The 209-nt window shown below is 61.2% G+C and carries 1 protein-coding gene; it reads left to right on the top strand.

Annotated elements, in window-relative coordinates:
* On the top strand, nucleotides 1-209 hold a 209-nt coding region (locus I5W_RS21255; protein ID WP_044530728.1), incomplete at both ends, for a hypothetical protein.

The raw sequence follows: 209 nt of genomic DNA, 5'->3' as shown, positions 1-209 counted from the left end.
AGAACTGGTCGGCCATCCTGGCCGCCATTGCCGGTAGCAAGAAGGATGGCTCCGAGGTCAACACCCTGACCAAGTTGCAAGCCCTGGTCAATCGTGCCGATGCGGCGCAGACCAAGATCCGCCTGTACGCCGACGATGCCGTCTCGGCTACCGATGCGACCACCATGCCCTCGGTAGAGGATTACCGCAACATCGGTCTGGTCAATCCG

Origin of the sequence: Herbaspirillum sp. B65, from assembly GCF_000333555.1 — a bacterium.
GTDB classification, from domain to species: Bacteria; Pseudomonadota; Gammaproteobacteria; order Burkholderiales; family Burkholderiaceae_D; genus Herbaspirillum; species Herbaspirillum rubrisubalbicans.
The sequence above is the reverse complement of the archived record's forward strand: the minus strand, read 5'-3'. Positions and strand labels throughout refer to the sequence as shown.